General features: G+C 48.7%; 24 protein-coding genes. 7 read left to right on the top strand and 17 right to left on the bottom strand.

The genetic code is table 11. The features are described 5' to 3' along the window. Positions 1-32: 32 nt before the first annotated feature. Together BEN74_RS03410 and BEN74_RS03405 are read right to left on the bottom strand one after the other, a co-directional pair. Positions 33-1,703 (bottom strand): FMN-binding glutamate synthase family protein, encoded by a 1,671-nt coding sequence (locus BEN74_RS03410; protein ID WP_068912462.1) that lies wholly within the window; start codon positions 1,701-1,703, stop codon positions 33-35. A 484-nt stretch (positions 1,704-2,187) separates the two neighbouring features. After that, positions 2,188-3,189, bottom strand: a complete 1,002-nt coding sequence (locus BEN74_RS03405) for a helix-turn-helix transcriptional regulator (RefSeq protein WP_068912465.1) — start codon at positions 3,187-3,189, stop codon at positions 2,188-2,190. A gap of 297 nt (positions 3,190-3,486) precedes the next feature. On the opposite strand from BEN74_RS03405, the gene BEN74_RS03400 reads away from it, so the two are divergent. From BEN74_RS03400 to BEN74_RS03385, 4 genes are read left to right on the top strand one after another with little or no spacing between them, the layout of a single operon-like run. Beyond that, positions 3,487-4,971 carry a circularly permuted type 2 ATP-grasp protein gene (locus tag BEN74_RS03400; RefSeq protein WP_228200415.1) on the top strand — a complete coding sequence of 495 codons (1,485 nt, stop codon included), beginning with the start codon at positions 3,487-3,489 and terminating at the stop codon, positions 4,969-4,971. Positions 4,972-4,993: 22 nt separating this feature from the next. After that, positions 4,994-5,596, top strand: a complete 603-nt coding sequence (locus BEN74_RS03395) for an alpha-E domain-containing protein (protein ID WP_068912470.1) — start codon at positions 4,994-4,996, stop codon at positions 5,594-5,596. Further along, positions 5,593-6,372 carry a transglutaminase family protein gene (locus BEN74_RS03390; RefSeq protein WP_068912473.1) on the top strand — a complete coding sequence of 260 codons (780 nt, stop codon included), beginning with the start codon at positions 5,593-5,595 and terminating at the stop codon, positions 6,370-6,372. The genes BEN74_RS03395 and BEN74_RS03390 overlap by 4 nt, the downstream gene beginning before the upstream one ends. A gap of 15 nt (positions 6,373-6,387) precedes the next feature. Next, the gene (locus BEN74_RS03385) at positions 6,388-7,122 is read left to right on the top strand and encodes a proteasome-type protease (RefSeq protein ID WP_068912475.1); all 735 of its coding nucleotides are present in this window, start codon (positions 6,388-6,390) and stop codon (positions 7,120-7,122) included. A 78-nt stretch (positions 7,123-7,200) separates the two neighbouring features. Here BEN74_RS03385 and alr read toward each other — a convergent pair whose 3' ends face one another. After that, positions 7,201-8,274: an alanine racemase gene (alr, locus tag BEN74_RS03380; RefSeq protein WP_068912477.1), complete on the bottom strand. Its 1,074-nt coding sequence runs from the start codon at positions 8,272-8,274 to the stop codon at positions 7,201-7,203. Positions 8,275-8,583: 309 nt separating this feature from the next. On the opposite strand from alr, the gene BEN74_RS03375 reads away from it, so the two are divergent. Beyond that, the gene (locus BEN74_RS03375) at positions 8,584-8,994 is read left to right on the top strand and encodes a DUF4259 domain-containing protein (protein ID WP_068912479.1); all 411 of its coding nucleotides are present in this window, start codon (positions 8,584-8,586) and stop codon (positions 8,992-8,994) included. Between the two features lie 129 nt (positions 8,995-9,123). Then, entirely contained in the window at positions 9,124-9,774 is a 651-nt protein-coding gene (locus BEN74_RS03370) for a hypothetical protein (protein ID WP_228200387.1), read from the top strand. A 32-nt stretch (positions 9,775-9,806) separates the two neighbouring features. Here the strand turns inward: BEN74_RS03370 and dnaB are convergent, their stop codons facing one another. The 13 genes from dnaB to ppsA all read right to left on the bottom strand — a co-directional run bounded on the left by dnaB (position 9,807) and on the right by ppsA (position 24,168). Then, complete coding sequence (gene dnaB, locus BEN74_RS03365; protein WP_068912484.1) at positions 9,807-11,237, bottom strand: replicative DNA helicase; 1,431 nt, start codon at positions 11,235-11,237, stop codon at positions 9,807-9,809. 233 nt (positions 11,238-11,470) lie between these two features. Continuing rightward, positions 11,471-11,917, bottom strand: coding sequence for a 50S ribosomal protein L9 (gene rplI, locus BEN74_RS03360; RefSeq protein ID WP_068912487.1), 447 nt, complete (start codon positions 11,915-11,917; stop codon positions 11,471-11,473). A 9-nt stretch (positions 11,918-11,926) separates the two neighbouring features. Next, entirely contained in the window at positions 11,927-12,154 is a 228-nt protein-coding gene (gene rpsR, locus BEN74_RS03355) for a 30S ribosomal protein S18 (protein ID WP_004278792.1), read from the bottom strand. Between the two features lie 11 nt (positions 12,155-12,165). Beyond that, complete coding sequence (gene rpsF / locus BEN74_RS03350) at positions 12,166-12,552, bottom strand: 30S ribosomal protein S6 (RefSeq protein WP_068912489.1); 387 nt, start codon at positions 12,550-12,552, stop codon at positions 12,166-12,168. Positions 12,553-12,729: 177 nt separating this feature from the next. Continuing rightward, positions 12,730-13,473, bottom strand: a complete 744-nt coding sequence (locus BEN74_RS03345) for a DUF3142 domain-containing protein (RefSeq protein WP_068912492.1) — start codon at positions 13,471-13,473, stop codon at positions 12,730-12,732. Positions 13,474-13,480: 7 nt separating this feature from the next. Beyond that, positions 13,481-15,589, bottom strand: coding sequence for a hypothetical protein (locus BEN74_RS03340; RefSeq protein ID WP_068912494.1), 2,109 nt, complete (start codon positions 15,587-15,589; stop codon positions 13,481-13,483). Between the two features lie 109 nt (positions 15,590-15,698). Continuing rightward, positions 15,699-16,577 (bottom strand): heme o synthase, encoded by an 879-nt coding sequence (gene cyoE / locus BEN74_RS03335; protein WP_068912497.1) that lies wholly within the window; start codon positions 16,575-16,577, stop codon positions 15,699-15,701. 10 nt (positions 16,578-16,587) lie between these two features. Beyond that, on the bottom strand, positions 16,588-16,917 hold the full coding sequence (locus tag BEN74_RS03330) for a cytochrome o ubiquinol oxidase subunit IV (protein ID WP_171404907.1): 330 nt from the start codon (positions 16,915-16,917) through the stop codon (positions 16,588-16,590). Further along, the gene (gene cyoC / locus BEN74_RS03325; RefSeq protein ID WP_068912502.1) at positions 16,914-17,534 is read right to left on the bottom strand and encodes a cytochrome o ubiquinol oxidase subunit III; all 621 of its coding nucleotides are present in this window, start codon (positions 17,532-17,534) and stop codon (positions 16,914-16,916) included. The genes BEN74_RS03330 and cyoC overlap by 4 nt, the downstream gene beginning before the upstream one ends. A 4-nt stretch (positions 17,535-17,538) precedes the next feature. Then, positions 17,539-19,527 (bottom strand): cytochrome o ubiquinol oxidase subunit I, encoded by a 1,989-nt coding sequence (gene cyoB / locus BEN74_RS03320; protein ID WP_068912505.1) that lies wholly within the window; start codon positions 19,525-19,527, stop codon positions 17,539-17,541. A 3-nt stretch (positions 19,528-19,530) separates the two neighbouring features. After that, positions 19,531-20,613 (bottom strand): ubiquinol oxidase subunit II, encoded by a 1,083-nt coding sequence (gene cyoA, locus BEN74_RS03315; RefSeq protein WP_068912507.1) that lies wholly within the window; start codon positions 20,611-20,613, stop codon positions 19,531-19,533. 303 nt (positions 20,614-20,916) lie between these two features. Then, complete coding sequence (locus tag BEN74_RS03310; protein ID WP_068912509.1) at positions 20,917-21,708, bottom strand: RDD family protein; 792 nt, start codon at positions 21,706-21,708, stop codon at positions 20,917-20,919. An 81-nt stretch (positions 21,709-21,789) separates the two neighbouring features. Then, positions 21,790-24,168, bottom strand: a complete 2,379-nt coding sequence (gene ppsA / locus BEN74_RS03305; protein ID WP_068912512.1) for a phosphoenolpyruvate synthase — start codon at positions 24,166-24,168, stop codon at positions 21,790-21,792. A gap of 153 nt (positions 24,169-24,321) precedes the next feature. On the opposite strand from ppsA, the gene BEN74_RS03300 reads away from it, so the two are divergent. Further along, positions 24,322-25,158 carry a pyruvate, water dikinase regulatory protein gene (locus BEN74_RS03300; RefSeq protein WP_068912514.1) on the top strand — a complete coding sequence of 279 codons (837 nt, stop codon included), beginning with the start codon at positions 24,322-24,324 and terminating at the stop codon, positions 25,156-25,158. 214 nt (positions 25,159-25,372) lie between these two features. Here the strand turns inward: BEN74_RS03300 and BEN74_RS03295 are convergent, their stop codons facing one another. Next, positions 25,373-25,933 carry a flavoprotein gene (locus tag BEN74_RS03295; protein WP_068912516.1) on the bottom strand — a complete coding sequence of 187 codons (561 nt, stop codon included), beginning with the start codon at positions 25,931-25,933 and terminating at the stop codon, positions 25,373-25,375. Positions 25,934-26,012 lie beyond the last annotated feature (79 nt).

Raw genomic sequence — 26,012 nt, 5'->3', positions numbered from 1 at the left:
TAGGCTCTTGAGTAAAATAAACTTCATAACGCTTAAAACTTATCTGCAGAGGCTAAGTTCCACATGCGGAAGTAAAAGTTCTCCTCATCTTTATTTTCGCAGTGCAGCAGCTCCCCGGGATTCAACCAGAAGTGCAGCTGCGCATAATTCTTAATTTCCCGGTCATTAATGCGCTGCGCCAAATGATGCGCCTTGATATCCGCAGGATGGCACAGGCCGGAAGCGGCAATCAGTTCAGACAAGCCGCGTAGGGTATTTTTATGGAAGTTGAATACGCGCAGCGCTTTGGACGGCACATGCAGGGCTTTCTGCCGGTCAGGATCCTGCGTGGCGACGCCGACAGGGCACAGATTGGTGTGGCAGCTTTGCGCCTGAATGCAGCCGACAGCAAACATGAAGCCGCGCGCGGAATTGACCCAGTCTGCGCCAATCGCCATGGTGCTGGCAATATCAAAGGCGCTGATGATTTTACCGCTGGCGCCGACTCTAATCTGATCCCGCAGCCCTGCGCCGACCAGCGTGTTATGCACAAACAGCAGGCCTTCGCGTAAGGGCGTGCCCATATAGTTGATCAGCTCAAGCGGCGCGGCCCCAGTGCCGCCCTCAGCGCCATCCACCACAATAAAGTCAGGAACAATCTGGCTCTGCAGCATGGCCTTGACAATGCTCATGAATTGCCAAGGCTGTCCAATGCACAATTTAAAGCCGACGGGCTTGCCCTGAGACAATTCACGCAATTGCTGAATGAACTGCATCATTTCCAGCGGGGTGCTGAACGCCGAATGGCTGGAAGGCGAAACACAGTCATGCTCGCGGCTGATGCCGCGGATCTGCGCAATTTCCTCAGAAATTTTGTGCTTAGGCAGTATGCCGCCGTGGCCGGGTTTTGCGCCTTGCGACAGCTTGATTTCAATCATTTTGACTTGCGGAAGCTGCGCCTGCTCCGCAAAGCGCACTGGGTCAAACTGGCCATCCAGCGTGCGGCAGCCGAAATAGCCGCTGCCCAGCTCCCAGACCAGATCGCCGCCATTTTCCAGGTGGTAGGGGCTGATGCTGCCTTCACCGGTATCATGGTAAAAATTGCCCAGCTGCGCGCCCTTATTCAAGGCGCGGATGGCATTGGCGCTCAGGCTGCCAAAACTCATGGCGGAAATGTTGAAAATCGATGCGCTGTAAGGCTGGCTGCAGTGCCGGCTGCCGATTGTAATGCGGAAAGAATCAGAATTGGCCGGCCTGCATGGCATTATCGAATGCGTCATGAAGCGGTAGTCTTCCTGATAGACATCAATAATGGAGCCAAAAGGCTTATCGGCATTTTCATTTTTTGCGCGCTGATACACCAAATTCCGCTGCTGGCGGGAAAATGGCAGGGCATCCTGATCGGCTTCAATAAAATACTGCCGGATTTCGGGGCGGAATTCTTCAAAAATAAAGCGGAAATGGCCGATAATCGGGTAGTTTTTTAAAATGGCATGCCTGTTCTGCAGCAGGTCATACAGCCCCAAAAGGCTGAGCAGCGCGGTAATCAGCCAAATGCTGTTCAGCAGGGTTTCCGGCATGAAATAATGGATATAGCGCGGCTCATAGCCCAGATGGAACAGCGTAATCAGCAGCGCAATGAAAATGCAGGCCAGCCAAATGGAATGGCGTGAAAAAAAAGTGTTCAGCAGTTTATGGCGGATGGCTTGTGTTGAGTCTGGCATTATTTATAGATTTCCTTAGCGCTGATGCTAAGACTATAAATGCGCCATGCTTAAAAATGAAGCGCTGGCTGAAATCTGTTAACTGAATGCTGCAATTTTCCAAGCGCTTAAGGCCCGAATGCTGCCGGCGCAGTGCCGCGGAATAAAGAAATCAAATAAACCGCTAAAGATAAAATCAGCTAAAGCCTGCAGATCTTATGCTTTCACAGCAGCCGGAAAATGGCTTAGATTGAATCTGCATTCACAGCAAGAGGCGCATTTTATGACTAAAAAATCCATCCGCTACAACACTGCAGATTTGGCTTGCCGATGCATGCGCTGAATCCAGTTCTGACTCATCGGGCGTGCAGCAGGCGGCGCAGGCACAGGCGCTTATGCTGCATCAGGCTTAACCCGCAGCGAAAATAACCACAAAAATATTCTAAGAAATTCTCAAGTCCCGCAGCGCTGGGACTTTTTATTTTTTGCCGGATGCTGCAGCAGGCTAGGACTCTTCAATTTGGCGCACAGCATTTGAAACTTCAGCCGGCTCTATATGCTGAATGCGCTTGCCGAAACTTCGCAGCCACCACACCAGCTGCGAAGTAAAGGGCACAGTTGCAGACACGCAGCTGAGGCCGTCCTGTTGCTTTTCAATCAGCTGGTCTTTGCTGAGCTGGGTTTCTTCAAAATAGTAGGCTTCCTGATCACTCATCAGCAGCTTCAAATGCACATGCGCTGTCGGCTTGCTGAAGTCCACCCTGAAGCCCAGCGCGCCGGATTCAATATAGGCGTCAATGTCAAAATTCACCGGATGCAGCGCGCGCGAATTCAGCACCGCTGCCGATTTAAAGCGGTGCAGGGCAAAGGTCTGAATGTCGGTTTTGTCATGCCGGGTGCAGACCAGATAAATCACGGCGCCTTTTTGCACCAAAGCCAGCGGATTTAAAATATAGGTTTTTTCTTCGCTTGCAGGGCCTAGGCCCTGATAAACGCATTCCAGCTGCTTGTCCTGCAGCAGGCCTTCGTAGATCGCCTGCTGTGACGCTTTCTCCACCAGCGGCGGAATCAGCGGCTGCGTGGCAGGCACAATGCGCACGCGGTTAATCCATTGGCGCACATTATTCTGAGTAGACAGGCTGCGGCGCGCCAAATCAAACCACGGGTTCATTTCTTCAATCAGGCTCGGCGGCAGCAAATGCTTAAGGTGCTCTTCCACCATCATGAAGGTGACTGCCTGCGAGCTGGTCATATGCGGCAGGCTTTGAATCGGGGCATCGGAACGCCACCGCCAGCCCTGCGGCGAGGTTTTGCTGCTCTCAATCGGAAAGCGCTGGGAGATTTGATTCAAATCGCGCTGAATGGTGCGCAGGCTGATATCAATGCCTTCACGCACTAAAATTTCCTGCAGTTCACGCGTACCCATCCACTTTCCTGCAGAGAGGCGGGACAGGATTTGCCACTGGCGGTAGAGGCTATTTGAGGTTTCTTTTTCTTGTGAGGACATAATGGCTGAAACAGTCTTAAGTAATTTGAAATAAAGCGATAAACACAATAAGAAATCTCTGTATTTTTCGCAAGTGTTTCCGCTGCATTCCGCGCGATATTTTGCTCGGGCTAGGCCGGCCATTGCGCTTGGGCAGCGCCCTGATTTGATGAATAAATGGCCGGCGCACCGCTTGAATTCAATGGCATGCTAATTGCTTTAATTTATTTACAATAGATTATAACGAATGAGGTTTGTATGCTGAAAGAAAATCAAGATACAACTTCCAGCGCTGCAGCGGAGGCTGATGCGGGCAATATGGGGGCCGATTTCGCATTAAATCCGGCAGCATCAGCAAAAGCGCATGGGCTTTTTGCGCATCTGAACTCGCAGTTTTTTAATGAGCTGCGCGATGACCGCGCCATTTCCGGCGAAGCCTGCGAACGCATTGAACAGTGGCTTTCACAGCATCATCTGGATGAGCTGAACGCGCTGAATCAGCTGGCGGAAGCGCATTTCCTGTATGAGGGCATTACCTTTAGCGTATACGGCGATGCCGCCGGCACAGCGCGCACCATTCCTTATGACCTGATTCCGCGGGTGATGGCAAAGAAGCAGTGGGATACCGTGGCTGCCGGCTGCGCGCAGCGGGTACGCGCATTGAACCTGTTTCTGCATGACATTTATCATCAGCAGGAAATTCTGCAGGCAGGCATTGTGCCTGAGCTGCAGGTCTTAACGCATGAAGCTTTTCAGCCGCATATGCATCAGCATGACTTAAAAGGCCAGATTTACAGCCAAATCAGCGGGATTGATATTATCCGCGGCCGTCAGGGCGAATTCTATGTGCTGGAAGACAACCTTAGAACGCCGTCCGGCGTCTCTTACATGCTGGAAAGCCGCAAAATCAGCCGGAAGCTGATGCCGGATCTGTGCAGTCAGAGCAGTATTTTAGCCATTGAGCAGTATCCGCAGCTGCTGAAGGAAATTCTGGCTGAAAATTCCGATGCGGATCATCCATTTATTGTGGTGCTGACGCCGGGGCGCTACAACAGCGCATATTATGAGCACGCTTTCCTTGCAAGGGAAATGGATGTGCCCTTAGTGACATCGCGTGACCTTTTTGTAGAGAACGATAAGGTTTATGTGAAAACTGTCCGGGGGCGCCAGCAAGTTGATGTAATTTACCGGAGGGTAGATGACGCCTATCTTGACCCGCTGTGCTTCAATCCTGACAGCGCTTTGGGCGTACCGGGGCTGATGTCGGCCTATCTGCGGCGCAATGTGGCGCTTGCCAATGCGCCGGGTACGGGCGTTGCCGATGACAAATCCATTTATCCTTATGTGGATAAAATGATCCAGTTTTATTTAGGTGAGCAGCCGGTTTTAAACAATGTGCCGACCTATCAATGCCGGGAACAGCGCGATCTGGATTATGTCATGGCCAATATTGAACAGCTGGTGGTGAAAGAGGCGCAGGGTTCCGGCGGCTACGGCATGCTGATTGGCCCGCAGGCTTCAAAGCGCCAGATTGATGAATTTAAAGCGAAAGTGCTGGCTGCGCCGCATCTGTATATTGCGCAGCCGACGTTGGGCTTGTCGGTTTGCCCGACTTTAACCGGTTCTGGCACGGCCGAACGCCATATTGATTTAAGGCCTTTTGTCCTCAGTTCGCCTTACCGCACTGAAATTGTGCCGGGCGGATTAACCCGGGTCGCGATGCAGGCCGGCTCGCTGGTGGTGAATTCATCGCAGGGCGGCGGCATTAAAGACACTTGGATCATCGACAGTTTGCATTCTTAGAACTCCATGCAAGGAGCGGAACATGATTTTATTGAACAGCAATGCTGAGCATATTTTTTGGCTGGGGCGCTATTTAACGCGCACGCAGTACCTGTGCAGCCTGTTTCCATTTCAGGACAATGAGGCAGCCCGCAGTTATGCGCATGCATTCTGCCTGCCGGCATTCGATGCCGATTCATTAAATGAGCTGGCTGCCGATCCGCAGCATCCGGCTTCATTCGCGTCGCAGTTTCAGTATGCGCAGAATAATATTCTGGATTTGCGCGGGGTGCTGTCCGCGCAGGCCTATGCGGAACTGAATCAGCTGATCCGCAATGCCAATGAAAACACCGGTTATATTTGCGATGTGGCCGCGGAATGCCAGGAGGCGCTGGAGGCCGAATCTGAAGACGTTTTCCTGTTTTTCAGCCTGGGGCAGTGCATTGAAGACTTAGACCGCCAATTGCGCCTGCATCAGGATGCAAGCCTGACGCTGCAGAAAATAAGCCGCATCGCCGCCGCGCTTGCCGGTATCGGCTGGAGCGGGCTGAACGAAGCTTGGCATCAGCTGCAAGCGCAGCCCGGCAGCACGCAGTTTTACCATTTCAGCGATCATATACAAACCCTGTTCGAGGCCGGCGCATGAAACTCATGGTGAATCATCAAACGCACTATGCCTATACCGCGCCGGTGCAGAGCAGCATTCAGTATATTAAGATGCAGCCTTCCAGCAATTCGCATCAGCAGGTGCATTATTGGGACATCAGCGTGCCGGGCCAGCAAAGCGCCCAGATGGATGCATTCAGCAATGTCTGGCTGACCAGCGCGCAGCGCGAGCCTTATCTGCAGATGACCATTATGGCGCAGGGCGTGGTAGAGGTGAATCCGCACAGCCGGCACGGCGCCTTGCTGCCGCTGAATCCGCATCTGTTTCTGCAGCCGACGCCCAGCACCCTGTGCAGTGCAGAAATGAAGCGCTTTGCGCTGGGCTATGCGCCGCTGCTGAACCGCGAGCACTTAATCCGGCTTGCTGAAGCGGTGCTGCAGCATATTCCTTATGCGCCGCACCAGACTTCAGTCCATACCTCAGCAATTGACGCATTCAGCTGCCGCCAGGGCGTATGCCAAGACCATAGCCATGTATTCATTGCCATGTGCAGGTATCTGGGCCTGCCTGCGCGCTATGTGTCAGGCTACCTGTTTGCGCCGCAGGCTTTGCATCTGGCCAGTCATGCCTGGGCTGAAGTATTTTTAGACAATGCATGGTATTGTTTTGATATCAGCAACCAGCGCTTTGCGCCGGATTCGCATATTTATGTGGCGGTCGGGCGCGACTACTGGGATGTTGCACCGATGCGCGGCGTGCGCGAAAAAGGAGGCGTTGAGTCAATGAACTCGATTGTTCAGGTACTCAGCTGTTAGAAAAAAGGATAGGACATGACTTATTGCTGCGCATTGCGGTTAAAGGACGGCATGGTGTTCATCAGCGACACCAGAACCAATGCTGGGGTAGACCATATTTCCGTTTTCCGCAAACTGCATACATTCGGCGTGCCCGGCGAAAGGCTGATTGTGATCCAGACGTCCGGCAATCTGGCAACCACTCAGGCGGTAATCGGCCATCTGCAGAATCAGCTGGAAACCAGGCAGGAGCCGAACTTGCACAGCCTGAACACCATGTTTGAAGTTGCGGAGCTGGTTGGCCATACGCTCAAAAAAGTCATTGCGGATGTAACTTCGGATACTGCCGAGCAGAGCAATTATTTCTGCAGCCTGCTGGTGGGCGGGCAGATTCAGAATGCGGAAATGCAGCTGTACAATATCTATCCGCAGGGCAATTTCATCTGCGCAACTTCAGATACGCCGTATTTTCAGATTGGCGAAAGCAAATACGGCAAGCCGATTTTAGACCGCGCGCTGCATTATGATATGCCGATGGATGAGGCCCTGCGCTGCAGCCTGATTTCCTTTGATTCGACTTTAAGGTCGAATGTGTCGGTTGGCATGCCTTTAGATGCTTTAGTCTATCATAAAGACAGCCTGAAGATTCCTATAGGCAAGCGGATTTATGAGGAAGATCCGTATTTTTCCAGCATCAGCAAGCAGTGGTCGGCCATGCTGAAGCGCGGCTTGCAGGAACTGCCGGTGCCTACCATTGATTATTTTGAGTAGCCTGCAGAACTTGAAGGCATAAGAAAGCCCAAACAGATTTGGGCTTTCTTTAGCATGGAGCAATCTGCAGCTGGAATTTTACCGCAGCTTGCGCACAGGACGGCCGCTGAGGCGGCACAGCAGTTCATAGCCGATGGTGCCGTTGGCTTCTGCCACATCATCAACCAGGCGGCTATTGCCCCAGAGTTCAACTTCTGTGCCAATAGGCGCTGTCATGCCGCTAACATCAATGGCAATCATGTCCATTGCAACGCGGCCAATCACGCGGGCCTGCTGGCCATTGACGGCAACATAATTCTGCTTGAGGAAAGCACGCGGGTAGCCGTCGCCATAGCCAATTGAAACAATCGCCAGATCCATGTCCTGATCGGCCACAAAAGTTGAGCCGTAGCCGACGGCTTCGCCAGCTTGAATGGAATTCAGCGCGATAATTTCGGCAGTGAAGGTCATGACGGGCTTAAGGCCCAAGTCCTGCACGGTTTTATCGGCAAATGGAGAAGCGCCGTACAGCATAATGCCCGGGCGGACAAAATCAAAGTTCAGCTCAGGCCATTTGCAGATGGCGGCGGAGTTGCAGCAGGAGCCCAGCACAGGCGCGCAGGCTTCTTTGACCTGCAGGAACTGCGCGCGCTGCTGCTCATTTAACGGATGGCTGTCCGCATCGGCATTGGCAAAGTGCATGGCCAGTACGCAGCTAAAGCCTTCCGCTTTCAGCGAGTTGATGACAGCAATAATTTCAGGAACTTTAAAGCCTAAGCGGTTCATGCCACTGTTCAGTTTGACCCAGACTTTCAGCCCTTTAGCGATATAAGCGTCTTTGTGCGCGCGCAGCCAGTCCAGCTGCGGCTGGTGATGCACAAGGCATTCAAGGCCATTGGCGACAGCTGCCTGCATTTCATCTGCAGAGAAAACGCCTTCAATCAAGGTGATTGGCTGCTTATAGCCGAGTTCACGGATTTCAAGGGCTTCTTCTAAACAGGCAACGCCAAAGGCATCGGTATCTTTCAAGGCGGCTAAGCAGTCTTTAACGCCGTGCCCGTAAGCATTGGCTTTGACCATGCTGACGATTTTAGCGGCCGGGGCAAGTTCTCTGACACGGTTTAAATTATATTGAAGCGCTTCTTGATCAATATAAACTGTTGCTTGACGCACCCTTGTTACTCCTTGGGAATGACAAATAGAGATTTGTACCATTTGGTACAAGATATCGGTTTGATTCACAGCTATTGCTATATGCGGCGCTTTAAATCAAGCAATATTGTAGACCTATCAAATCTAAATAGACATGCGCATTTGTGTTTTTCATCAATATTTGTAAATAAATCGGGAAAATAAAATAAGCATTTATAAATACTTAAAATGTTGTAACAACTGACATAAATTTAGACGATGAAGCTAGCAAATTGTTGTGTATGATCATTTATCATATTGAAAATTGACTATAAAGAAAGAGGCAGGATTATGGGTGTTTGGTCACACGAACCATTTGGAAATGATGACGCAGCTGATTGGGTCTACGAATTAGAAAATGTACAGGATGATGCAGTACTCGCAAAAGTTTTTGAGTCTGCTATAGAAAATAAAGACGAGTATCTTGAAGCTGATGACGCTTCAGTTATCATTGCTGCAGTTGAAGTTATCGCAAAATTATTGGGTAAAGGAACTCAGGTAGATGCCTATACCGCTCAAATTGATGAATGGGTAAATACAGTAAAAATTGAGCCTTCACCAGAATTGTTAGAAAAAGCTAGAACAGCTTTAGATTTGGTTTTAAGTGATGATTCAGAGTTAAATGAGCTTTGGGGTGAAACTGAGTATTATGATGATTGGCGTGCAAATATTGCAGCTTTAAAAACTGCGTTAGCGAAATAACATTTAAAAAGGTAAGTTATTGAGTTTATAAAATAGTTAAGATGTTTTAGAAAATAATTTAGATTCAATAACTTCCTTATATTTGCATGTTGATATCAGATGAAAAGTATTCCATTGAGAAATTAAATTTTGAAAATTAAATCTGACTACCTTTTTGTTCGAAAATTTCTTTATTTTTCTATGGTACTCTCATTTTCGATAGAACAGAGTTTTGCGTGTGCACCACATACGCCACAAGATGTTTTTATTGCTCGATATCAAACGGTAACAGCAAATCAGGCGAATATGACCCACTTTAAAGTTGAGTTAAGTGCTGAAAAATTTATTTTTAGATCAACTATAGATGAATTTCGATATACAAAATCTACACAATGGCACAGTTCATTTGCAATTCAACATATTCCAAAAGAGCAAATCATTATTGGCTTGGCCTATGCGCCAGATGGAAACAATGCTGACGAATATCAAATAGTTTCATTTGCGAAATTAAATTGTGAAAATGATCGAGTAAGCATTTCCAAGTCTATAGCGCCATTTTTAGCTTGGAATAAACAAACATCGAATTGTATGCACAGGAATAATGAAACGGTAGACATCTTGGATGGTTTTATTGAGCATGACCAAAAATATTATTTAGCCAAAATCCAAAAACAATATCCAACCTGTAAAAAACTCAGAGAAGCTTTCCCAGCATCATCTGTTGAAGATAATGATCATGTGCGAGCAGTGTTCAAAAGTATGTGGGAAAGGCTGATCAAGTGGCTTAAGTTTTGGTTATAAGCCACAGTTTCACAGTAATCGAATTTTAAGTTTTACTCTTCATCATCATACTGAGCATAAAACTCAGGTGAGAGGTTGCTGAATTTGGTGTATTGGCCTTCAAAAGCGAGGCGCACCGTGCCGATCGGGCCGTTACGCTGCTTGCCGATAATGATTTCTGCAGTGCCGGCTTCTTTGGATTCCTTGTTGTAAACTTCATCCCGGTAAATAAACATAATCAAGTCGGCATCCTGCTCAATCGCGCCGGATTCACGCAAATCCGACATTACAGGACGCTTATTCGGGCGGTTTTCCAGCGCCCGGTTCAGCTGCGACAGCGCAATCACAGGGCAGTGCATTTCTTTAGCCAAGGCTTTTAAGCTGCGCGAAATTTCCGAGATCTCGCCGACACGGTTGTCGCCCATGCCCGGAACTTTCATCAGCTGCAGATAGTCGACCATGATGCAGCCGAGCTTGCCTCCATGCATTTTTGCAATTCGGCGTGCGCGGGAGCGCAATTCAGTCGGCGGCAGCGCAGATGAATCATCAATATACAGGTTTTTTTCCTGCAGATGCACAATGGTGCTGGTCACTTTCGACCATTCATCCGCATCCATTTTACCAGCGCGCAAATGGCCCTGATGCACGCGGCCAAAGGATGAAATCAGACGCATGGCGATGGAGTCGGCAGGCATTTCCATGGAATACACCAGCGCAGGCAAATTATTGTTGAATAAAACGCTTTCGACCAGATTCATGGCAAACGTGGTTTTACCCATGGAAGGTCGGGCTGCAACAATAATCAAGTCGCCGGCCTGCATGCCTGAAGTCTTGTTGTCCAGCTCCAAAAAGCCGGTGGTTAAGCCGGTAATGCTGCCTTCCATTTGCGACAGTTCATTCAGCTTGTCAAAAACATCCGCCACGACTGCATTAATCGGCTTTGGGCCTTGAGCCTTGGCGTTATTATTGTGCTGTTCGGCAATGGAGAAGATATTGGTTTCGGCCAAATCTAAAATTTCGCTGACACTGCGGCCTTTGGTGTCGTAAGCGTTTTGCAGAATCTCAGAGCTGACTTTAATCATGCTTCTTAAAGTCGAGAATTCTTTAATTTTATTGGCGTAGGTTTCCAGGTTGTAGAAACTGGAAGGGGAGTCAGACATCAGCTGCATGAGGTATTCCTCACCGCCAATGGCGTCCAGCAGGTTTTGCTTGGTCAGCCAGTCATGCACCAGAACTGCATCATAAGGCGAGCTTTCTTTAGACAGCTGGTCAATTGCGCGGAAGATATATTTATGCCGTGTTGCATAAAAGTCACTTTCGGTCAGCACATCGCCCACTTGCTCAAACGATTCTGCAACAGTCATCAAGGCAGCCAGTACAGCCTGCTCAATTGCAAGGTTGTGCGGCGGCGTGCGGAACTCTTTAAGCTGGCCAGATTCGCTGTTCTTTGTTTCTGCTTTGGTGCTGGCATTCGCCTGTGACATATAAAACCCTGATTTTGAATACAGTCAATGCTTAAATGAAAATGGGGTATGGAAGCGTAATTTCAACCGTTATGGCTAAGGAAATGATACCTGCTCTGCTGAATATTGCGAATTGAAATTTCCATTGAACCGGCATGGCGCCAAAATTTGAATATGCCTGCGCACGTGCGGCGGTGCAAATTTTAAGGATAAAAAAAGAGCATGCCGAAGCATGCCCTTTTTTCTGCAGGAAATTACTCAGATACGATAGTAACGAGAACTTCAGCAGCAACATCATGATGCAATTGGATTGCGATGTTGAATTCGCCAGTGTGACGCAGAGCGCCATTTGGCAAACGAACTTCTGCGCGGTCTACAGCAAGACCAGCATTAGTTAACGCGTCAGCGATGTCACGAGTACCGATAGAACCGAACAGTTTACCTTCGTCACCAGCTTTCGCAGTGATTACGATGTTAACTTCGTCTAATTGGTCAGCACGTGCTTGAGCAGCAGCTAAAACGTCAGCTTCAGCTTTCTCAAGTTCAGCGCGGCGAGCTTCAAAAGCAGCAGTGTTAGCTTCAGTCGCTGCTACTGCTTGACCTTGAGGGATAAGGTAGTTGCGGCCGTAACCAGCTTTAACTGAAACTTTATCACCTAGTTTGCCAAGGTTTTTAATGCGTTGTAATAAGATAATATCCACAGCTCAACCTCACTTATGATTGTCAGTGTAAGGGATCAAAGACAAGTAGCGAGCTTGTTTGATAGCAAGCGCTAATTGACGTTGGTAACGAGCTTTAGTACCTGTAATACGGCTAGGAACAATCTTGCCGTTTTCAGTGATGTACTGTTTTAAAGTGTCGATATCTTTGTAGTCGATGTACGTAACGTTCTCAGCTGTAAAGCGGCAGAACTTGCGACGACGGTAAAAACGTGCCATTGATGTTCTCCTTATGCTTCAGCAGAGTCTTGAGCTTGTTGTGCTTCTTCACGCTGTGCTTTACGCGCGCGTTTTTCTTCAGCACTCTTAGCCAGTAAAGACTCTTCAGTGATAGCGTTTTCACGACGGATGATTAAGCTGCGAATGATTGCATCGTTGTAGCGGAACAATTCTTCAAGCTCATCAAGCGTAGTTTGACCACATTCAATATTCATTAAAATGTAGTGCGCTTTATGAATTTTGTTAATCGGGTAAGCCAGTTGGCGGCGGCCCCAATCTTCTAAACGGTGAATTTGACCTTCAGCATCTTTGATGTGAGAGATATAGCGTTCTACCATACCAACCACTTGATCGCTTTGATCAGGGTGTACTAAAAGTACGATTTCGTAATGACGCATTGTCAGCTCCTTACGGATTATACAGCCCCAGACGCAATTGTCTGAAGCAAGGAGTCACAACCGAAGTTGTGCCGCAAAATTTGCGAAGCCTGAATTCTAGAGCGTTTGGCCTTGGAATACAAGGCATGCGTTCAAAAAGCCCTAATTATTTTAGGCAATTGCTGAAAGCGGGCTGCTTTAGGGGGCGCTGCGCAGCAGAAAAACCACATAGCCTTTAAAGTTCGGATCGGCCGTGAAATTGAGTTCGGGGTTCCATTCCCCATGCTGCACAATCCCGATTTTATAGGGAAGCTGCAGTTTGGATACTTTCTTTAAATAGCTTTGGTAGTTCTGAATAGTTGCTGAACCTTGATAGCTCTGAACCACCAGTTCATCAATATTTTCCCGCAGCAGATGCAGCGCCTGCTGATCCTGAATATTGCCCCAGTCCAGCAGGCCGGTAATGCTGAGCCGGTATTTCTGAGGCAAAGCCGCGCGCAGTTTTTCTAAAAACAGCGCATAGCTTCGAATATCTTTGGTCGGGCTGTCAAAATCTATCTGAATGCCTTGAACCTGATTGCCGGCCTGTTCCCATTGCTGAATCCGCTGCGCAATAAGCTGTATTTCTTCCGGCCGCCAATTCAGCAGGTGATTGCGGTACACCAGCCAAACTTTCTGATGCGGCACTTTCAGCACCGCGACGCCCTGCGGGATTAGCACAGGCTGCTGCGCGCTTTTATTCAGGCGGACTTCGCCCTGCAGAACATAAATTTCCTTGGCTTGGCTGAGGTAAGGCGCAGAGGAAATATTGCCCCAAATCCAGAAACTGTCGTATAGGCTGGCGTCTACCGTGGAGGATGAAGCGGACTGATTTGGCGTGCAGGCCCAAAGGCACAGGCTTAAGGCGATAAAGCTGCAGACTGCATGGAAGCGCTTCAGCATCGGGGGATCACCAGTAATATTTCAGGGACTTGGCCCAGGAAGTAGTGGGATAATCGCGCTTGATTTGATCATACCATTGCTTGCGGGTGGATGTGGCAACCTCATTGTCCTGACAGTCATTCATGCCGCTTGGCGAGTAGCACATAATGGAGCGGTATAGGGCATAGGCCTTCATTTCAGGGTCAGATGAAGCCTTGATGATGTCTTTATAAACTTGGCCGCGGGCGAATACAGGGCCTTGAAAGCTGCTGCGGTCTTTTTCAGTATAGGTCAGGCTGTTTACGCTGTAGCCTTGTTCTGAGCGGATATATTCTCCAAGGCAGAGGCGCAGCTTTAAGTCTTTGGGGTTTTGTTCCAGTTTTTGCGTCAGGCTGTACAGGTCAGGGCATTGAATTGCGCTGCTGACTTTTGCGCCTTTCCAGACAAAATTGCCCAGCGGCGGCTGGTTTTTGTAGTGTTCAAAAGTTTCATTGTTATAGACATATTGCGCGGCATTCTTCGGCAAGAGCGCATAAGCTTGATTAAACAGGCTGAAGTTTTGATGGATCAAAGATTTTTGCAAAACATTAAACAGCGCCAGATTTTTTTGATCGCTGCTAGCGTCCGCGCCTTGCGCAAACTGCATTAAGCTTTTCTCATTGGCCGCTTCCTCTATAAAGCTTTTTTGCAGCGACTTCTGCTTAATTTTTGCATTCGCGCCCATAAACATGGCTGCGTTCTGCTGCTTGGCATAATGCGGATACAGCATCAGCTCAAACAGTCCACGCTGTTCAGGCGTTTTGGCTTTAGCGAGCAGGGCTTCCCAGTTTTTTTCTTGAGATTGGCCCAGTTTTTCCTGAATGCGCCCTTTGAGCAGAATCTGGCTGAGCTGCAGATAGCTGCTGGCGGCAGCCGGCAGCTCGCTTGGCAGGTATTTCAAAGCATCCTGCGCTTTGTTCTGCACAAAGAACAGATGATTGGCCTGCAGGTACTGGAACAGTTCAGGCTGATTTTTAAATGCGGCTTTTTGCGCATTCAGTTCGGCCCAGCTGATGACTTTATCTTCTGCCGTTTCAGGCTTGCGCATCTGCATCAGGTCATAAATGGCCAGAAAGAACGGATCATTTAAATTCTGCGCTTTAAATCTTGAGCTTTGAAAAACATGGCGGTCAATCTCATAAGCCAGATTGCTGATTTCTAAATTATAAAGCTTTGACTTCGGGTGATTGATCTGCCAGACAAACTCATTCACCAGCAGGTCATGCCGGCCATTCAGCCAGTAACCGCGGCGCAGCAGGCCGCGCGCGCTGGCGGCATACTGGCCATTCGGGTACAGCTTGAAATAATCGGTGATGCTGCTGAAAAAATCTTTCAGCAGGATTTGATTCAGCTTGTCATGCTGCAGGTCGCCATATTCGCCAACCCCGCTTTGGTAAGCCGCATTTAAATTGCTGCGGATCAGCATGTACTGCGAGGTTTCTTTCAGCCAAGGCTGCTCTACACCGGCTAAAACTAAGTAAATCTTAGAGGCTGTGGAAAAGTTAGCATTGTAAAAGGCGATAGTGGCATTCAAATAGGATGCGTACTGGCGCGCAGGCGCAGACCAGTTTTGGTTGATGCTGATCAGCGGCATTTTGCTGGCGCAGGAGGAAATTTTATTGCGCTCGCCGGCCAGCAGCTGTTTCTCTGAGCTGGACAGATTTTTGTCCGCCTGAATCTGCTGCAGGAAATCCTGCGCGCCTTGGCTCAGGCTGCTGCAGTGTTCCTGATAAGGATCTGCGCCAGCTTGGGAGAGCTGGCGCGCCGAAGCGGCTTTATTTTTGCTGGATGCCGTGATGGCCTTGGTTTCAAAGGGCACAATGCTGTAGCCGGTCATCCACAGCGTATTTTGTGAATTGGGAATGGAAATTGAAGCCAGCCCCAGATCGCTGAGCAAAAGCAGCATATTGGTCTGATTGTCATTTGCCGGGGTCAGCGCCGGCAGGTTGCTGCATGCGGTATAGGCATTGCCTTGCAGTTCGGTCGATGGCGTGCAGTAAACATCTGCGCCGGCAAAACTGTGCGCGCTGTAAAAAATGCTGAGAGGCAAGAGGGAAAGGCAGGCGGTTTTCTGAAGCAGCGGAAAATTATGGTTCATAAGTAAAAAATGAATTTATTGTTGTAGATGCAATGGTAGCAAGCCGGAGCAGGGGCATGAAATATTTTTATCGCCCAAAATAAAAAAAGATAGAGATCACTCTATCTTTTTAAAACAGCGGCAAATGCGGTGCAGGTGAGACGTAGCTGAAGCTGAAGCTGAAGCTTAATGCGGTAATTAAAATCACCGAATATAAGAAATAGCGTTTTGCCCACAGCTGGTCATTTTCGGCTTTGAACCCAATGATCGATAAATACACCCAGTATGCGCATAAGGCATTAAAGGTGATTAAAAAGAACATGTTGGTATAGCCGAAGCAATACAAGCCATTCAGCACTGCAGCAAACAGCAAGACGTAAATCAGGCTTTCAACTTTCGTGCGGAAAATTGAGCGTGCTACAGGCAGGATAGGAATGCCTGCATTTTTATAGTCATCAAAACGGTATACAGCAATTCCCCATGAATGCGGCATTTGCCAAAGCGCATATGCTAAAAACAGCAGCAGGGCGGCAACGTCAAATTCATTTGAAACAGCGGTATAGCCAATTACTGGAGGGCTTGCGCCGGAAATGCTGCCAATCACGGTTTGGTGAATGGACGTGCGCTTGCTCCAAAGACTGTACAAAATTACATAAACCACAAAACCAAGTACAGCAAAGCCAAAGGCATAGGCATTGGTAAAGAACCACAGCAGGGCAAAGCCTGAAATTCCAAGCGCAGCTGAAAATGCCAGCGCAACGGAAGGGCTGATGGTTTTTTTAACCAGCGCGCGGTTCATCGTCCGTTCCATCTTCTGATCAATGTCCTGATCGATGACGTTGTTGACGACGCAGCCGGAGGCGACAACTAATGTTGTACCCAGCAGGGTGATGAGAAGGAGGAGGAAATCTACAGAGCCCTGGGCGGCTAAAAAGAAGCCGCCCAGAGTGGTAACGAAGTTACCGAAGAGAATTCCTGGCTTAGTCAGGAATAAATACTTTTTCAGCATGACGACCAGTTTAGATCATCATGTTGTAGTGTAAGTAGTTCATAATCCAGACAGAACCGACCAAAAGAATAGCAACTGTCAGAATCGTATACACGAATGCAATAACGTTCCAGCGCTGTTCTGAAGATGAGTTCATGTGCAGGAAGTAAATTAACTGCACCAGGATCTGAGCAACAGCAGTAATCGCGATGACAGTCACGATCAGGCCGCGGCCGAAGCCGCCCGCCATTACCATGCCGAAAGGAATAATCGTCAGGATAACGGAAAGGATGAAGCCGATCGTGTACTGTTTCGTGTTGCCGTGCGCTGCGCCAGCAGAGTTATGATCATGACTCATTATAGAACTCCCATTAAGTAAACTACGCTGAATACACAGATCCAAACGATGTCAAGGAAGTGCCAGAACAAGCTTAAGCAAGCAAGGCGGCGCGTGTTTGGCAGTGTCAAACCGTTTTTCTTGATTTGATACATCAGCACCAGCATCCATACCAAGCCCGAAGTTACGTGAATACCATGCGTACCTACTAAGGTAAAGAACGCAGATAAGAACGCGCTTGTGCTTGGGCCATGGCCAGCATGAACTAGATGATTGAATTCATAAAGTTCCATGCCGATGAAGGCTGCGCCAAATAACCAGGTAATGCCTAACCAAGTCAATACTTTGGCAGCGTCTTTTTTGTATGCAGCCAGAACTGCAAAGCCAAACGTTACCGATGAGATCAGCAGGGCAAAAGTTTCAGTTAAAACGAAGCCTAAAGACTCGCCAAACAGCTCTTTTGCACTTGGCGTGCCCATTGGAATGTGACTGCTTAATACAGCGAACGCGATGAAGAGTGTCCCGAACAGGATCAAGTCACTCATCAGGTAAGTCCAGAAACCAAAGACTGTGATGTCGGTATCATCGTGATGATGATGCTCATCATGGCCGTTGCTTTCGTGATGAAGTACTTCAGCCATAGTCTTAGTCCTTCTTCAAGTGTTTTTCAAGGAGCGCATAGCGTTCATTTTCAATGCGTTCAACTTCAGCAGCAGGAACATAGTAGTCCACAGTCTTCGTGAAAGAAGACACGATGAAGCTGACGATAGAAGCAATGAAAGTAACCGCGACTAACCACCAAATGTGCCAGATTAAAGCAAAGCCCATAACTGTAATGAACATTGCGATGACAAAGCCCGCAGCGCGGTTTGTCGGCATGTGGATGTCTTCATACTTGGTAGGCTTCGCATAAGCGATGCCGTTCTCTTTGTCTGTCCAGAAAGTATCAATGCCATTGATCTTTGGAACATGCGCAAAGTTGTAGAACGGAGCAGGTGACGAAGTCGCCCATTCAAGCACGCGGCCATCCCATGGATCGCCAGTAAGATCCATGTTGTTCTTGCGCTGCAAGAAGCCAACAACGATCTGCATAACGAAGCAGAAGATACCCAATGCGACTAAAACTGAACCGAAGAATGCGATTGCCAAGTACGGGTCCCATTCCGGGTTGTCATATGTATTCAGACGGCGCGTCATACCCATGAAGCCAAGGATATACAGCGGCATGAATGCAAAGTAGAAACCGAAGAACCAGAACCAGAACGCAGCTTTACCCCAAGCTTCATTAAGCTTCCAGCCAAACATTTTTGGCCAGTAGAAAATGATGCCCGCGAACATTGCGAATACTACACCGCCGATAATTACGTTATGGAAGTGAGCGATCAGGAATAAAGAGTTGTGCACCAGGAAGTCTGCTGGCGGAACCGCCATCAGTACGCCTGTTAAGCCGCCGATGCCGAAAGTCACAAGGAAGCCAAGTGTCCAAAGCATTGGAGTGGTGAACGTAATGCGGCCCTTGTACATGGTGAATAACCAAGAGAAGATTTTCACGCCTGTAGGGATCGCAATGATCATGGTCATGATGCCGAAGAACGCGTTAACGTTGGCGCCAGCACCCATGGTGAAGAAGTGGTGAACCCATACAACGAATGACAATACGGTAATTGCGATTGTTGCATACACCATTGATTTGTAGCCAAACAAAGTTTTGCGTGCAAATGTAGATGTAACTTCTGAGTAAATGCCGAAAGCAGGCAATACAAGAATGTATACTTCCGGGTGGCCCCAAGTCCAGATCAGGTTCACGTACAGCATTGGGCTGCCGCCCATGTCGTTGGTGAAGAAGTGGAAGCCGAAGTAGCGGTCAAGCGACAGCATTGCAATGGTAGCAGTCAGCACAGGGAAAGCAGCAATAATCAGTACCGCAGTACAAAGCGCTGTCCAAGTGAAAATCGGCATATCCATCAGCTTCATGCCAGGCGCGCGCATTTTAATGATGGTAACAAAGAAGTTAACACCGGTTAAAAGCGTACCCAGGCCTGAAATCTGCAGCGCCCAAATATAGTAGTCCATGCCCACGCCTGGAGAGTATTCAATGCCAGACAGTGGAGGGTATGCCATCCAGCCTGTAGCAGCGAATTCACCAATTGCAAGGGAAGCCATCATCAAACCTGCAGCGCCGGCAAACAGCCAGAAGCTTAAAGAGTTTAATAATGGGAATGCTACGTCGCGCGCGCCGATTTGCAGCGGAACAGCAACGTTCATTAAGCCAACAACCAGACCCATCGCCACGAAGAAGATCATGATCACGCCATGCGCGGTAAAGATCTGGTCGTAGTGTTCAGGGTGCAGGTAGCCTTCGCCGCCGCCTTTGGCAAGGAACAGCTGAAGGCGCATCATGATCGCATCGGCAAAACCACGCACAAGCATGATAATGGATACGAAGATATACATGATGCCGATTTTTTTATGGTCTACAGAGGTGAACCATTCAGTCCACAGGTAGTTCCATTTCTTAAAGTAGGTGATACCGGCAAAAACTGCGATACCGCCAAGGACCATCATGGCAACTGTAACCAGCACGATTGGATCGTGCGGAATTGCATCTGGACCTAACTTACCTAATAAGCTCATGTCTTATTCCCCTACAGAAGCAGTCGCATGATCTGCATTTGCATGAGCGTCAGAAGCCGCAGCTTCATGAGTACCGGCAGCAGCTGAATGGTCAGCGCCATGGTAGTTGCTCATGTATTTGTTAATCACAGATTCGAACAATTTAGGCTCTACTGAAGAGTAATAAGTCACAGGATGTGGCTTAGTAGGATAAGGACCTTCTGCTTCAGCAAGTGCGGCAGCTTCTTTCTGCTTGTCAGTTTCAGCGTGAGCAAGCATCATTTCAATTTGGTGCTTAGAACGGTTGCCGTCACGCAGGGTTGCAAATTCAGCCTGGTCTAAAACAGTCTTTTGAACTGCATTAGGGTTAATTGAAGTACCTTTACCAGCTTTAACTGCATTTACCCATTCAGCAAACTGAGCATCTGTCACAGAGTGAGCGCGGAAGCGCATTTGTGAGAAGCCGTAGCCTGAATAGTTGGAAGAGAAACCGCGGTAGCCTTCAGCCGGGCTGGTTTCATTTGCCAAGAAATTCAGATGAGTCTGCATACCCGCCATTGCATAAATCTGGCCAGACATCGCAGGGATGAAGAACGAGTTCATTGTGAAGTTAGATGTTAAGCGCAGGCTAACCGGAGTTTTCTCTGGGAAGCGCAATTCGTTAACCGTCGCAATGCCTTGCTCTGGGTAGATGAAGATCCATTTGAACTGTTCAGCAATAACTTGAACGGTTACAGGAGCCTTATCTGACTCAATTGGGCGGTACGGGTCATACTTGTGGGAACCCCACCAAGTTAACCAAGCTAAAATACCGATAATAATCACAGGAATACCCCATACTACAACTTCAATTGCAGTGGAGTGCGCCCATGTAGGTTTATAGTCTGCATCTTTATTCGATGCGCGATATTTCCAGCCAAACCAAACTGCCATAAGTGCTGACGGAATCACCACTAGAAGCATTAGATAGATCGCAGTCATCATCAGGTCGGATTGACCTTGAGCTACTGGACCTTTTGAGTTTAGAAGTACCATATCACCGCCGCACCCAGTTAAGAGCGCAGCCATCGCAGATAAAGACAATACAGCTAAAATTGTTTGTCTCATTTTACAACCTCGGTGAAGAGTCCCATTCCCTAATTAAATATGGGATAGCGATTATAGTGCCGTCTAATTGGGAGCTATTCTTATAGACATAGAAATTCCTTCCCAATCATGAGACACCGCTACGTTGTGGGGCATTATGCCTTATATCGGTAAACTAAGCTATACATAAAGCGTCTTTAAATGGCTGTTCTAAAAACCTATTTTGCCAGTCGGGATTGAGGATTCGTTATCGTAATTTTATTTTAATTTCAAAGCGCTGTGCAAAAAGGGGATGAAAAAATCATCCCCTTTTATTTGCATAATTTATTGCTTGATGACCTTGGTTCTGGCGACCTTATCGTGCAAAGTTTGACGCTTTGCGCCCAGTCCGAAGGCAATATCGATGATTGCAATGAACATAAATACGAAATTCAAAAAGATGAACAGGGCGCTGCGGAGCGTAAATGCGCGCATTAAGGAGGTTTTTTCACCGGTTTCCGCGTCGACAATTTTAATCTTGGTCAGCTTTTTGCCGATAGACTGGCCCGATTTTGCGATTAAAACCGCCTGCACAGCCAGCATAATGAACAGGTAGGCAGCCATGGCGAACCAGGCCTGCTGCGAAAACATTTCAATCATTTGAGTCTGCAGCTGCTGCGCCAAAGCCGGGTCGGCCGCTGCGCCAAACATGGCGTCCATGAACTGGATATTGAGCGCATTGAACTGTTCAGCTTCCTGCTTGGAGAAGAAGCCGGTCAGAATATAGGTCGCCGGCACCCACAGCAGCAGGTCGGCAATTTTGGCCAATACCCGGCTTGGGATGGAGGCTAAAGTCTGCTGTTCAGCCGTTTTCGGCTTGGCAGAATTGCGGTTGTGCGGGTTTTGAATCGGCTGATTTTGAGGGCTGAAGGACTGTTCGCTGGCTGGAGCGGTATAGCCTTCCGGCAGGTATGCGAGTTTGCCTTGAGTGAGTTCACCTAGAGCTTTCCATTCAGCCATGCCTTGATGCCAGGCAAGGTCGGTTAAGAGCACCTGCTGGCTGGCGAGCATCTGGTTCAGCTGCTCCAAACTGTATGGTCCGGCTTGTTGATTATTTCGTGCCAAGTAAATTTGCATAAAACTAGAATCTCAAAAACGTAAGTAAAATTATAGATGAAAAAAAAGACCCAAATGTGGGTCTTTTTTTAACACAGTTTCTTAAGCTTGTTGAGCTTTTTCTTCAGCAAGGAAGAACCAAGTGTCTAAAACAGAATCCGGGTTCAGCGATACTGATTCAATGCCTTGCTCCATCAGCCATTTTGCAAGGTCAGGGTGGTCAGATGGGCCCTGGCCGCAAATGCCGACATATTTGCCCGCTTTGCGGCAGGCGTGAATCGCCATGGACAGAAGCGCTTTAACCGCCGGGTCGCGTTCGTCAAACAGGTGGGAAACAATGCCTGAGTCGCGGTCTAGGCCAAGCGTTAGCTGAGTCAAGTCGTTAGAGCCGATAGAGAAGCCGTCAAAGTGCTCAAGGAACTGTTCAGCCAGCAATGCGTTGGTTGGCAGTTCGCACATCATGATCACTTTCAGGCCGTTCTCACCGCGCTTCAGGCCGTTTTGACCCAGCAGCTCAATCACGCGTTTCGCTTCCGCCACTGTGCGCACAAAAGGAATCATGATTTGAATGTTGGTCAGGCCCATTTCGTCACGGGCTTTCTTCAGCGCGCGGCATTCGAGTTCGAAGCAGTCGCGGAAGTTGTCAGACACGTAACGGCTCGCGCCGCGGAAGCCCAGCATAGGGTTTTCTTCTTCCGGCTCGTACAGCTTGCCGCCAATCAGGTTCGCGTATTCGTTTGACTTGAAGTCAGACATGCGCACAATCACCGGCTTGTCTGCAAAAGCGGCAGCCAGGGTAGAAATGCCCTCAACCAGTTTTTCGACATAGAATTCGATTGGAGAAGAGTAGCCTGCAGTGCGCGCCATTACAGCTGCGCGGGTTTCACGCGGCAGGCTGTCAATGTTCAGCAATGCTTTAGGGTGCACGCCGATCATGCGGTTGATGATGAACTCAAGGCGCGCAAGGCCAATGCCTTCGTTTGGAATTTGCGCAAAGTCAAATGCGCGGTCCGGGTTGCCGACGTTCATCATGATTTTGAACGGAAGCTTAGGCATAGATTCGATTGAGTTCTTTTGAACTTCGAAATCTAAAGCGCCTTCGTAGATGAAGCCAGTGTCGCCTTCAGCGCATGAAACAGTCACTTCCTGACCGTCAGCCAGCACTTCAGTTGCGTTGCCGCAGCCGACAATTGCCGGAACGCCAAGTTCGCGCGCAATAATCGCCGCGTGGCAGGTACGGCCGCCGCGGTTAGTGACAATCGCTGCCGCGCGCTTCATTACCGGTTCCCAGTCCGGGTCGGTCATGTCAGAAACAAGCACGTCGCCGTCCTGCACTTTGTCCATTTCTTTAATGGAAGTTACCACGCGGACTTTGCCTGAGCCGATGCGCTGGCCGATTGAGCGGCCTTCACAGATGACTGTGCCTTTCTGGTTCAGCAGGTAGCGTTCCATGGTGCCGACGTTTTCACGGCTCTTCACAGTTTCAGGGCGCGCCTGAACGATGTAAATTTGACCGTCATCACCGTCTTTAGCCCATTCGATATCCATCGGTGCCTGATAGTGCTCTTCAATGATCAATGCCTGCTTGGCAAGTTCTTGAAGCTCGTGGTCATTTAAAGCGAATTGCTGGCGTTCAGCTTTTTCTACGTCAACCACGACGACAGATTTGCCGGCAGCGCCTTCTTCGCCATACACCATTTTCTGATGCTTGGAGCCAAGGTTGCGGCGCAGGACAGCATGTCTGCCTGCTCTAAGCAGCGGCTTGGAAATATAGAATTCGTCCGGGTTGACTGCGCCCTGAACAACCATTTCGCCCAGGCCGTAAGATGCCGTGATAAATACAGCTTCACGGAAGCCTGATTCTGTATCTAAAGTGAACATTACGCCGGCAGCGCCGGTTTCTGAGCGCACCATGCGCTGAATGCCGGCAGACAGTGCAACAACGTCATGCGCAAAGTTTTGGTGTACACGGTAAGAAATGGCGCGGTCGTTGTATAAAGATGCAAAAACTTCCTTGATCGCGATCAGCACGTTGTCAATGCCGCGGATATTCAGGAAAGTTTCCTGCTGGCCGGCAAAAGATGCGTCCGGCAAGTCTTCTGCTGTCGCAGATGAACGAACGGCAACCGCGATTTCAGGGTTGCCGTTAGAAAGCGCTGCAAAAGCAGTGCGGACTTCTTGTTCTAGTCCTGGAGTAAGAGGAGTGTCTACAATCCATTGACGAATTTTAGCGCCGGTTTCTGCAAGGGCAATTACATCATCGACATTAAGCGCAGCAAGCTCTGCATTGATTTTAGCGTTTAGGCCGCTTTGCTCGAGGAATTCACGATAGGCATCAGCCGTGGTTGCGAAGCCACCCGGTACTGAAACGCCAGCATTTGATAAGTGGCTGATCATTTCCCCCAGAGATGAGTTTTTCCCACCCACGAGTTCTACATCGTGCTTCCCTAATTTTTCTAGACCAATTACGCGCGCTTCCAAAGTTGTTACTCCACTTTTGCAGTATTAATCACTATCTTGGCATGAAATTATAACAAAAAACTTAGCATTTTGATTTAACTAAGAGATAGTCATGTAAGATGGTTTACTATAAAGATTATATAGCACTAAGACAAATATTTGAGGAGAATTTTAATGTCAGAAGGTAAACAAATCCGGCGCAGTGTTTTTTTTATTTCAGACGGTACCGCTATTACCGCTGAAACCCTTGGACACTCACTGCTTGCGCAGTTTCCGCATGTTGATTTTGACATTCATATTATTCCTTATATTACATCTGAAGAAGCAGCCATGAATGTGGTGGCTGAGATCAATCAGCGCGCGCAGCTGGACGGGCAAAAGCCGCTGGTTTTTGATACGCTGGTAGACCCGTATGCGCGCGACATCATCAATACAGCAAATGCTATAAATCTTGATGTATTTGAGGGTCTTATCAGTAAACTGTCGGATGAATTGGGAACTTCCCCTACGACTTTAGTCGGGCAAACCCATGCCGTGACGGATTCAGAGTCTTACAAGGCGCGCATTGATGCGGTGCATTTTGCCCTGGATAATGATGACGGCGCGCGCACCCGCCACTATGACAAGGCTGACCTGATCTTAATAGGCGTGTCGCGCTCAGGCAAAACCCCGACCTCCATCTACCTTTCACTGCAGTTCGGCATCCGTGTGGCAAACTACCCGCTGACTGAAGAAGATTTAGACGATAACCGCCTGCCTTCGGTGTTAAAGGCGCATAAGCACAAGCTTTTCGGCCTGATGATTGACGCTGAGCGCCTGGTTGCCATCCGCAGCGAGCGCAAAGCCAACAGCCGCTATGCCAGTTTCAACCAGTGCCAGATGGAGCTGCGCGCGGTGGAGGGGATTTACATTTCTGAAGGGATTAAATATCTCAATGTTTCAGAGATGTCGATTGAAGAAATTTCAACCCGCGTACTGCAAATGACCGGCTTGAAGCGCCGCATCGGTTAAGCTGCGTGCCGGCAGGAGCCGCGCAATGCGGCTCTTTTCAGTTTCAAATAAATAGAAAATAACGTGCTTTATTATATGAAAATAATATCAAAAAACTGCACGGCAATGCTGCTGGACGGCAGCCGGGCGCGCTGTTTTTCCGGTTCTTAAATCCTGCTGCGGTTGCAATTCATGCGCAAATATCCGCGAGCCAGTTTTTCCGGCATTTAAAGCGCTATGCCTCGCCATGGTAAACAATCACATCGCAGGGATAAATATGGCCGTTGATGGCTTGTATGCCGTGACTGTGCACTTTGACAATCGGCCAAGTGACCAGCGTGCAGTTTGCGCGCTGCAGCGAGGCGTAATAATGGTCAGACTTTAGAAACACCTTATGCTGAATGGCAGTATTCGGCATCAGCAAGTGCTTCAGCCAGGTGTCCTTGACCTGATCTTCCAGAAAGCGCAGCGCCAGCAGGCTTTTGATGCGGTTGTTGAACAGGCGCCGGTTTTTAATGACCAGCGGATGCTGAATCAGTTTCTGCATGAAGCGCTCCGTTTTGGGCAGCACAAAATGCGGATGAATCTGAAACACGGCAACCTGCGCCGCCTGATCGCAGACCGCTGCAAGCAGGCTGGCGGAATCCTGATCGATGCTGAGGATGGCGACATTTTTGCCGCTGAAATCGAAATCCTTCATTGCTGTAGATTGCACTAAAGCGCCTTGAAATGCCTGAAAGTCCTGCGCTGCATTTCTAAAGGCATGATGGGAAGCATCCTGCTTAAAAGTGGCCATATGATTATTCCAGTATTTTTCGTTTTATGCGGTTGGCTGTATTTATGCCTCTATTGATAGCGGAGAATTGCGGGCAGGT

The sequence above is a fragment of the Acinetobacter sp. WCHAc010034 genome (assembly GCF_001696615.3).
Lineage (GTDB): Bacteria > Pseudomonadota > Gammaproteobacteria > Pseudomonadales > Moraxellaceae > Acinetobacter.
The sequence above is the reverse complement of the archived record's forward strand: the minus strand, read 5'-3'. Positions and strand labels throughout refer to the sequence as shown.

Excerpts from the sequence above, each read along its gene's own strand:
- BEN74_RS03410 (WP_068912462.1), bottom strand. The coding sequence starts at position 1,703 with ATGCCAGACTCAACACAAGCCATCCGCCATAAACTGCTGAACACTTTT.
- BEN74_RS03405 (WP_068912465.1), bottom strand. The coding sequence starts at position 3,189 with ATGTCCTCACAAGAAAAAGAAACCTCAAATAGCCTCTACCGCCAGTGG.
- BEN74_RS03400 (WP_228200415.1), top strand. The coding sequence starts at position 3,487 with ATGGGGGCCGATTTCGCATTAAATCCGGCAGCATCAGCAAAAGCGCAT.
- BEN74_RS03395 (WP_068912470.1), top strand. The coding sequence starts at position 4,994 with ATGATTTTATTGAACAGCAATGCTGAGCATATTTTTTGGCTGGGGCGC.
- BEN74_RS03390 (WP_068912473.1), top strand. The coding sequence starts at position 5,593 with ATGAAACTCATGGTGAATCATCAAACGCACTATGCCTATACCGCGCCG.
- BEN74_RS03385 (WP_068912475.1), top strand. The coding sequence starts at position 6,388 with ATGACTTATTGCTGCGCATTGCGGTTAAAGGACGGCATGGTGTTCATC.
- BEN74_RS03375 (WP_068912479.1), top strand. The coding sequence starts at position 8,584 with ATGGGTGTTTGGTCACACGAACCATTTGGAAATGATGACGCAGCTGAT.
- dnaB (WP_068912484.1), bottom strand. The coding sequence starts at position 11,237 with ATGTCACAGGCGAATGCCAGCACCAAAGCAGAAACAAAGAACAGCGAA.
- rpsR (WP_004278792.1), bottom strand. The coding sequence starts at position 12,154 with ATGGCACGTTTTTACCGTCGTCGCAAGTTCTGCCGCTTTACAGCTGAG.
- rpsF (WP_068912489.1), bottom strand. The coding sequence starts at position 12,552 with ATGCGTCATTACGAAATCGTACTTTTAGTACACCCTGATCAAAGCGAT.
- BEN74_RS03345 (WP_068912492.1), bottom strand. The coding sequence starts at position 13,473 with ATGCTGAAGCGCTTCCATGCAGTCTGCAGCTTTATCGCCTTAAGCCTG.
- BEN74_RS03340 (WP_068912494.1), bottom strand. The coding sequence starts at position 15,589 with ATGAACCATAATTTTCCGCTGCTTCAGAAAACCGCCTGCCTTTCCCTC.
- cyoE (WP_068912497.1), bottom strand. The coding sequence starts at position 16,577 with ATGCTGAAAAAGTATTTATTCCTGACTAAGCCAGGAATTCTCTTCGGT.
- cyoC (WP_068912502.1), bottom strand. The coding sequence starts at position 17,534 with ATGGCTGAAGTACTTCATCACGAAAGCAACGGCCATGATGAGCATCAT.
- cyoB (WP_068912505.1), bottom strand. The coding sequence starts at position 19,527 with ATGAGCTTATTAGGTAAGTTAGGTCCAGATGCAATTCCGCACGATCCA.
- cyoA (WP_068912507.1), bottom strand. The coding sequence starts at position 20,613 with ATGAGACAAACAATTTTAGCTGTATTGTCTTTATCTGCGATGGCTGCG.
- BEN74_RS03310 (WP_068912509.1), bottom strand. The coding sequence starts at position 21,708 with ATGCAAATTTACTTGGCACGAAATAATCAACAAGCCGGACCATACAGT.
- BEN74_RS03300 (WP_068912514.1), top strand. The coding sequence starts at position 24,322 with ATGTCAGAAGGTAAACAAATCCGGCGCAGTGTTTTTTTTATTTCAGAC.
- BEN74_RS03295 (WP_068912516.1), bottom strand. The coding sequence starts at position 25,933 with ATGGCCACTTTTAAGCAGGATGCTTCCCATCATGCCTTTAGAAATGCA.